The organism is Brevundimonas sp., from assembly GCF_036402095.1.
GTDB lineage: Bacteria > Pseudomonadota > Alphaproteobacteria > Caulobacterales > Caulobacteraceae > Brevundimonas.
The window spans coordinates 1-2,955 of sequence record NZ_DASWTO010000122.1; the positions used below are offsets into that span (position 1 = coordinate 1).

At 71.0% G+C, this 2,955-nt stretch carries 3 protein-coding genes; 2 read left to right on the forward strand and 1 reads right to left on the reverse strand.

Translation table 11 applies throughout. From position 1 onward, the window contains the following. Positions 1–5 precede the first annotated feature (5 nt). On the reverse strand, positions 6–302 hold the full coding sequence (locus tag VGD32_RS08975; protein ID WP_414644386.1) for a FliM/FliN family flagellar motor switch protein: 297 nt from the start codon (positions 300–302) through the stop codon (positions 6–8). Positions 303–332: 30 nt separating this feature from the next. Here VGD32_RS08975 and lipB point away from each other — a divergent pair, with 30 nt between their 5' ends. Further along, positions 333–1,064, forward strand: coding sequence for a lipoyl(octanoyl) transferase LipB (gene lipB / locus VGD32_RS08980; RefSeq protein ID WP_331031554.1), 732 nt, complete (start codon positions 333–335; stop codon positions 1,062–1,064). Between the two features lie 78 nt (positions 1,065–1,142). Then, on the forward strand, positions 1,143–2,729 hold the full coding sequence (locus VGD32_RS08985) for a PAS domain-containing hybrid sensor histidine kinase/response regulator (protein ID WP_331031555.1): 1,587 nt from the start codon (positions 1,143–1,145) through the stop codon (positions 2,727–2,729). The last annotated feature ends 226 nt before the right edge of the window (positions 2,730–2,955 follow it).

A 2,955-nucleotide genomic window follows, 5' to 3' on the forward strand; every position in this document is an offset into this window, starting at 1 on the left:
TCCCCTCAGGCCGCTCCCGCCATGAAGTCATACACGTCCGCCGCCCGCGTCACGGTGATGGCGATGCGGTCCTCGCGGATCTCGATCTCGCCGCGGGCGACCGGATGGTTGTTGGCCAGGATCCAGACCTCGTCGTTCTCCGAGGCGTCGAGCGGGATCACCGCCCCGCGGCCCATCCGCAGTAGCTGGCTCATCGGCAGAACAGAGCGTCCCAGGACGACCGAAATCTCTACGTCTACAGCTTCGATCTGACTCACCGGGTACTCTGACGCTGACTGGGACTGGGCGGGTCGTTGTTGCATGGCGCTCCCGATCCCCACATTGGAGGGAACATGCTTTCCCAGTCCTTAAATTCCGCCGACTCCGGCCCGCCCCTGTCGAAGCTGCTTCGCGAGGACGGCGCGGCCGCCGAGTGGGCGGTGTCGTCCGGCCTCGTGGACTACCCGTCCGCGGTCGCGGCGATGGAGGCCCGCGCCGCCGCCATCGCTGCGGGCGAGGCCCCCGAGCTGGTCTGGCTGCTGGAGCATCCGCCCCTCTACACCGCCGGCGTCTCGTCGAAGGACGCCGACCTGCTGGACGCCGGCCGCTTCCCGGTCCACCGCACCGGGCGCGGCGGCCAGTTCACCTACCACGGGCCGGGCCAGCGCGTGGCCTATGTGATGCTGGACCTGAACCGGCGGGGCCGGGACGTGCGCGCCTTCGTGCGCGGCCTCGAGCAATGGATCATCGGGGCCTTGGGCGAGTTCGGCGTCCCCGCCGGTGTGCGCGAGGGCCGGGTCGGAGTCTGGGTGGAACGCAAGGGGGCCGGCTGGTCGCGCGAGGACAAGATCGCCGCCATCGGCGTCAAGGTCCGCAAATGGGTCAGTTTCCACGGCGTCAGCCTGAACGTGGAGCCTGATCTGGGCCATTTCGCCGGCATCGTGCCGTGCGGCATCCAGGAGCACGGCGTCACCAGCCTGGTCGATCTCGGCGTCCCGGCGACCATGGATGAGGCCGACGAGGCGCTGCGGACCAGCTTCCGGCGGGTGTTCGGCCCGATTGCTGGGGCGGCGCCGCCCGTTTGACCGATGGGGGTAGGGTCTTAAGCTCTGCGGTTGCAGATTCGGGGCGGCGCCGGCCGCCCGAACAGGAACCCGTCTCTGATGCCGTCCCCTTCGCCCGTCCCGCATCACGACGTCGACGCGCTGGCGATCACCACCTTCTTCGACGTGTCGCTGGATCTGCTGGTCATTCGCGAACTGGACGGACGCGTGGTCCGCGCCAGCCCGTCCTGGGAGACAATTCTCGGCCACCGGCCCGTGGAGATGGAGGGCCGCCCGCTGCTGCGCCTGCTCCACCCGGACGATCACGCCGCCACGATGGAGAGCGTGGTCGAGGTCGAGAACCGCGGCCCGAATGACCCGGTCGTCGGCTTCATCAACCGGTATCTGCACAAGGACGGCGGCTACCGCACTCTCGAATGGCGGGCGCGGCGGGTCGGCGATCGCGTCTATGGCGTGGCCCGCGACGTCACCGACCGGGTGGCGGCCGAGCGCGCCCTGATCGAGGCCAAGGCCGCCGCCGAGGTCGCCAACCAGGCCAAGAGCGACTTCCTCGCCAATATGAGCCACGAAATCCGCACGCCGCTGAACGGGGTCATCGGCATCGTCGACACCCTGGCTGGAACCGACTTGACCCCGCAGCAGCGCGAGATGGTCGAACTGGTGCGCGGATCGGGCGTGGTGCTGGAGCGGCTGGTCTCGGACATCCTCGACGTGTCCAAGATCGAGGCTGGTCAGCTGGAGATCGAGATCCGGCCCTTCGATCTCGAGCGCGAACTGGCCGGCGTGATCGACAGCGCCCGGATGCGGGCCGAGGCGGCCGGCCTCGGCTTCGATCTGCGGCGCGGACCGGCGGCGGCCGGCGCCTTCCTGGGCGACAGCACCCGGATCAAGCAGGTGCTCGCCAATCTGCTGTCGAACGCGGTCAAATTCACCGCCAGCGGGTCGGTCGGCGTCGCGATCGAGGTCGCCGAGGCGGCCGGCGGCGACGGTCTCTCGCGCCTGACGCTCGAAGTGCGCGACACCGGCGTCGGCTTCCCGCCCGAACAGGCCGCCCTGCTGTTCCAACGCTTCAGCCAGGCCGACACCACTATCACCCGCCGGTTCGGCGGCACGGGGCTCGGCCTGTCGATCTGCAAGTCGCTGGTGGAGATGATGGGCGGCGCCATGAGCGTCGATTCCACGCCGGGGGTGGGCAGCCTGTTCCGGGTCGACCTGCCTCTGCCCCGCGCCGAAGCGCCGGCCGGAGACGAGGCGCCGGCGAATCCGGCCGCGCGGCCGTCCACCGCTCCCATCCGCGCGGCCAACGATCAGCCGCTCCGGATTCTGCTCGCCGACGACCACCCGACCAACCAGCGGGTGGTGCAGCTGATCCTGAGCGTGCAGGGGGCCGAGGTCGTGACCGTCGACGACGGCGTCCAGGCGCTGACGGCGTTTCGGGCCGACCTGTTCGACCTGGTCCTGATGGACATGCAGATGCCGGTGATGGACGGTCTCGCGGCGACGCGCGCCATCCGGGCCTGGGAACAGGACCATCCCGCCCGGCCGCGCACGCCCGTCGTGATGCTGAGCGCCAACGCCATGGCCCGCCATCGCGACGAGGCGCTCGCCGCCGGCGCCGACCTTCACCTGCCCAAGCCGATCACCGCGGCCGCCCTGCTGGCCGGGATCGCGGCCGTGACGGAATAGCCGCTCCGGTCGGCCGCACGAAAACGCCCCGTCGGCGCGGGCCGGCGGGGCGTTCGTCCACTGTGGCCCCCTCGATCAGTTGGGGCGTGTGCGGGCCGAGCCGCTGGCGCTGGCCCCGGCGCTGACCGAGGCGCCGTTGCGGTCGGCCGAGGCCGAACCGTTCGCCGAGGCGTCGGCGTCGGCGTCCACCCGGCGGTCGCGGCGCGAGCGCCGGTCGCGGCGGTCG